Annotated in this window: 5 protein-coding genes and 1 pseudogene; 4 read left to right on the plus strand and 2 right to left on the minus strand. The window is 53.1% G+C overall.

Annotated elements, in window-relative coordinates; translation table 11 throughout:
• Both IQ256_RS28375 and IQ256_RS28380 read right to left on the minus strand, forming a co-directional pair.
• Positions 1-288, minus strand: a pseudogene (locus tag IQ256_RS28375) (hypothetical protein); the annotation flags it as partial.
• Complete coding sequence (locus IQ256_RS28380; RefSeq protein WP_228025370.1) at positions 281-1,375, minus strand: S-layer homology domain-containing protein; 1,095 nt, start codon at positions 1,373-1,375, stop codon at positions 281-283. The gene IQ256_RS28380 and the pseudogene IQ256_RS28375, both read right to left, overlap by 8 nt.
• A 347-nt stretch (positions 1,376-1,722) precedes the next feature.
• Here IQ256_RS28380 and IQ256_RS28385 point away from each other — a divergent pair, with 347 nt between their 5' ends.
• From IQ256_RS28385 to IQ256_RS28400, 4 genes are all read left to right on the plus strand, one after another.
• Positions 1,723-2,310, plus strand: coding sequence for a hypothetical protein (locus tag IQ256_RS28385; RefSeq protein WP_193859042.1), 588 nt, complete (start codon positions 1,723-1,725; stop codon positions 2,308-2,310).
• A 132-nt stretch (positions 2,311-2,442) separates the two neighbouring features.
• A complete protein-coding gene (locus tag IQ256_RS28390) occupies positions 2,443-2,751 on the plus strand; it encodes a carbon dioxide-concentrating mechanism protein CcmK (protein ID WP_193859043.1) in 309 nt (102 codons plus the stop codon).
• Positions 2,752-3,055: 304 nt separating this feature from the next.
• Complete coding sequence (locus tag IQ256_RS28395) at positions 3,056-3,415, plus strand: carbon dioxide-concentrating mechanism protein CcmK (RefSeq protein ID WP_193859044.1); 360 nt, start codon at positions 3,056-3,058, stop codon at positions 3,413-3,415.
• 29 nt (positions 3,416-3,444) lie between these two features.
• Positions 3,445-4,696, plus strand: a 1,252-nt coding sequence (locus IQ256_RS28400; protein WP_193859045.1) for an ATP-binding protein, incomplete at its 3' end; no start/stop codon positions are given.

Below are 4,696 nucleotides of genomic sequence, written 5' to 3' on the forward strand. Positions count from 1 at the left end.
GGAGGATGGGGGAGTGTCATTCTGTCTTGCTTTGGCAAGTCGCACCACAATGTTGTCCGCCTCATCCTGCCAGTGCTCTACACCTAGCGCCGAGAATTTGGCCAGTAGATATTCGTTTATCTCATCTTCTACGCCACTGGGCGAATGCAGCATCACCAGCTCAGAGATGGTATCGAAGAAGTGGTCGTCAGTCCAGGGGTCGCGTTCTAGCTCGCGCGTTTCTAGATGAGCTGCGCCTAAGTCAGCCTTTTTAGAATGAGTGTTTCTAGGTGGGGTGGAATCATTCATTATCTTCGCTATCGGCTGGCGTTGTTGAAGCGGTAGGGTTGAGGACTTCGGCGGCGGTGATGCCTTCAGTGGGGCTGCCAAAACGCCAGAGCACGGCTGCCGTCTCAGCGCGAGTCGCTGCCTTATCAGATTGGAAAAGCGTGGTATAGCCGAAGGTGCGACGAATATTTGAAAAGTCGCCTAGCTGATGGTCGGCTATCAGGGCCTGGGATACGCGCGGATCGATGGTGTCGGCATCTTGAAAGCTCCAAGCCTGCTTGACAGCGGTGGCGGTGGCTTCGGGTAGCGGCTGCCGGGTATCTAGCGGCACTTTCCACAGCAGCAGATCTTTGCGGGTCAAAGGCGCATCGGGCCGGAAGGTGAGGGTGGTACTGCTGCCAGTCAGGGGGCTAGGAATAATGCCTGCTTCGGCGAGTCCTTGAATCGCGGCAAAGTCAGCGTCGGTGACCGGAACGTCTTGAAAAACGGGTTGGCTACTGGTTACGCCGGGGCGGATTCTGCGGTTGGGATTGCCTTGATAGAAACGATTGTTGGCGGCTAATAGCCAGCGCGCATATTCTCGCCGGGTCGTCGCTTGGTTGGGCCGAAACTCATTGGCTGACGGCGATGGTGTTGTGCCTTCGGTGGTGGTGGCTGGCGATCGCACCGCCAACAATTCTAGCGTTAGCAAGTCGTCTAAATAGGGCCGAATCTCTGCTGGCGCTTTATCGAGATCGACATAGCCTGCAGCTCCTGCTGCTTGATCAGACGCTTGACTATCCGAGTTAACGCTATCTGAGTCCGAGCTGGTTTCGGTCGCAGCCTCGTCTGGGTCTGCTTCAGCGTCTTGGTCAGTTTCGGTTGCGGGTCTAACCGTTACCCTTGGGCTAGCCGTCCTATCAGGATCGGTTGATTCACTCGGACTATTACGTTCAGCTAGCTGTGGGTCTGGCTCTAGGCTTTGACCTACGCGATCGCCCAGATTGCTACCGGCGCAGCTAGAGAGCGTCAGCAGGCCCAGAATCATCACCACGCCAGCGGTAGCTGCTCTTGCAGACCGCTGAGTAATCTTTTGAACAGTCGATTGTTCGTCTAGTTGTTGAGTCATCACCGCCGCCAAAAAGTACTCAAAAGAGACTTTGGATAAATGAGTTCGCCACAGCTTCCTTAGCGTTTCTCACTTGGCTGAAGTACATACTTACAGATTAGAAACCCTGCAGTACAACAGGCCAAGTGACTCGCGTGTAACTAATGCATCAGGTACACGCTATATGGATCCTAAGCTATCGCAAAACGAAATCCTTCTGCCGGATATTAACTGTCATTGACTGCGCTCTTGGAAGAGGAGAGTCTAATGTAAATGGTGCGATCGCTATTTCCCTTTTTCTCGATTGTCTTTATCTGTCGGTCTCCGCACCTTGCTAAAATGATCCCAAACTTATCACCCGGCGAGCTATGGCCTACACCACCGCCCAGCTATTAGACATTCTCAACGCTGAGATGAAAGCCGCTGTCCGGGGCGATCGCCTGCTGCTAAGTACAGACAGCCGCATCGACGATCCGGTTATCGCCAAAGCTATCGGTCCGCAAAAGCTCAGCCAAATCTACGCTTTCCGCGATTTTCGCGAACAAATTCATCAGTATCAAATCGCTGAGGGGGTCTCAGGCATCGTCTGGCGCGAGTGTCGATTTAGAGGAGAATCCGTTCGCTTTCCAGAAATTCATCCTCAGCTTACGGCCACTGCCGAAGACAAGCTGCGTCTAGGGGCTGCCAAAGGCGTAGTGATTTCTTTTTGGCGACGGGCGATCGCAGGTCTCAATCTTTGGCGAGCGGGAAACCCCCCTGAACCCACCACCCTAGCGCGGGTCGAGACCCTGATCGAAAACGCAGAGTGGGCCGATGTCGAAGCCACCCGCAGCGAGCTGTATCTACTGCTGTGCTGGGGAAATCCTAAAGAGAGCTACTATGCCTGGGCCTACCCTGAATCGGGATGCGATCGCGTGATTGCCGCCCAAGGGCAGCCCAGCGGCATCAAAGTGTGAATGATGAACGATGAATGGGGAGAAGTCGTTGCCTCTCAGCTCAGGCAGAGGCGTATGATTAACCCAGCAGCGTGAGTAACCCATCAGAGCACTCACTCATCATTCACATCCTTTCTACTTCCTCTTTCCCCTATGCCTATTGCTGTTGTTACCATCGAAACTCACGGATTTCCCGCTTCCCTAGCTGCAGCAGATGCGATGGTCAAAGCTGGCCGCGTTACCCTAATCAAAATTGCGCCGGCTGATAGCGGTCATCAATATGTCGTTGTGCGCGGTCCTAATGCGGAAGTCAAAGCTGCCCTAGAGGCGGGGCTCAAAGCTGCTAATGCCTGCTATGGCGACGGTGCATATGCACATACCCTGATTCCGAATCCGACTCCAAATGTGATTACTACGCTAGAACTAGACTATACAGAAGCGTCTTTGCCATTCATTGAGTAGCGCGACGCCGACTTTGCTCGGTCACCACTCGTTACTAATGGGCGCTACAAAGCTTGCTACATAAACCTTGTGATGCTATAGCTTTTGTCACTTGGCTGAGGTGCAGTTTTCAGGCTGAAAGCCCCATGTTGCAATAGGCCAATTGACTTACCTGTAACGAATGCATCCGGTACAGGCTATAGAGCTAAGTGCTTCGCAATCCGCCGAATGCAGCCAACAAATTGCTATACAATCAGTGATGGAGTTCATAGAGTCACTGCAATGAGCGATCGCGTGACCTCCATTCACGTTTAGGAGAGCATAGATGGGACAGGCAGTTGGATCACTCGAAACCAAAGGGTTTCCTCCCGTATTGGCGGCAGCAGACGCGATGGTTAAAGCCGGTCGAGTGACCCTAGTTTCTTACATCCGAGCTGGCAGCGCTCGGTTTTGTATCAATATTCGCGGTGACGTTTCAGAGGTTAAAGCTGCGATGGAAGCTGGCGTAGAAGCAGCTCAGAACGCGCCAGGCGGTGTGCTAGAAACCTGGGTAATTATTCCTCGTCCCCATGAGAACGTAATCGGCGTTTTGCCTATTCAGTTTGATGAAAGTGTTGAGGGTTTCCGCGAAGCTGTAGAAGTCCCTGTTATTCCTGGCAGCAGCACCATGGGCCGACAGTCGTAGAAAACGTTAGTTAGTTATAGCTTCTTCCCATGCCTGCCCTACTCACCAACAGTACTCCAGATACGTTTCCGCTAATGGCCGTGGTCAGCCAGGACTCGATCAAATTTGCGCTGTTGCTCTGCGCGGTCGATCCGGGCCTGGGCGGTGTGGTGATTGCCGGACGCAGAGGCACGGCAAAATCTGTGCTGGCTAGAGCGCTCTATCAGCTTTTGCCCCCAATTGAGATTATTGAAGACTCTTGTAACTGCGATCCGACCCAGCCAACCGAATGGGATGACGAGACGGCAAGCCGATTTTCGGCTGAGACACCGTTTGAGGAACTGCCCACCAAAATCATCAAGGCTCCCTTCATTCAAATTCCTTTGGGCGTAACTGAAGATCGCTTGCTAGGGTCTGTGGATGTGGCAAAATCTATTCGGTTAGGAGAAAGTGTCTTTCAGCCAGGATTGCTGGCAGAAGCGCATCGGGGCGTGCTTTACATCGATGAGATTAATCTGTTGGATGATCAGATTAGCAATCTGTTGTTGACTACGTTGACAGAAGGACGCAACAAGATCGAAAGAGAGGGTATTAGCTTTCAGCATCCCTGCCGACCGCTAATGATTGCAACGTATAACCCGGAAGAAGGGAACTTGCGAGAGCATCTGCTGGATCGAATTGCGATCGCCCTTTCCGCAGATGCCGAACTCACCCTAGAAGATCGCGTCGCCGCCGTCGAACAGGTCAATCAGTTCGCTAACGATTCCAAAGCCTTTCTCGCCGATTTTGAAGAAGAGATCGACACGCTCAAGACTCAGATCGTCTTGGCGCGTGAGTGGCTAAAGGATGTGACTATCACCACCGAGCAAATTAATTATCTAGTCACCGAAGCGATGCGCGGTGGGGTAATGGGCCACCGGGCCGAATTGTTCGCGGTTCGCGTTGCCAAAGCCTGCGCCGCTTTAGATGGCCGCGCTACTGTCAATGCCGACGATCTGCGTAGCGCTGTAGAGCTGGTGATCGTACCGCGCTCTAGTGCGATTCCACCGATGGAAGACGAGTCGCCGCCGCCACCGCCGCCACCGCCGCAAGATCAGCAGCCAGAAGATGACGACGATCAAGACGAGTCCGATAGTGAAGACGACAACGAAGACGATAGCGAAGAGCCAGAACAACCCGAGACGCCGCCTTCTATTCCCGAAGAATTTGTCTTCGATGCTGAAGGCGTAGCCCTAGACGAAACCCTGATGTCTTTTGCTGAAAGCACTGGCAAGCAGGGCTCATCGGGTAAGAATAGCGTTC

The sequence above is a fragment of the cf. Phormidesmis sp. LEGE 11477 genome, assembly GCF_015207105.1.
Lineage (GTDB): Bacteria > Cyanobacteriota > Cyanobacteriia > Phormidesmidales > Phormidesmidaceae > Phormidesmis.

Coding starts and splice junctions, on each gene's coding strand:
- IQ256_RS28390 (WP_193859043.1), top strand. CDS start 2,443: ATGCCTATTGCTGTTGTTACCATCGAAACTCACGGATTTCCCGCTTCC.
- IQ256_RS28395 (WP_193859044.1), top strand. CDS start 3,056: ATGGGACAGGCAGTTGGATCACTCGAAACCAAAGGGTTTCCTCCCGTA.
- IQ256_RS28385 (WP_193859042.1), top strand. CDS start 1,723: ATGGCCTACACCACCGCCCAGCTATTAGACATTCTCAACGCTGAGATG.
- IQ256_RS28380 (WP_228025370.1), bottom strand. CDS start 1,375: ATGACTCAACAACTAGACGAACAATCGACTGTTCAAAAGATTACTCAG.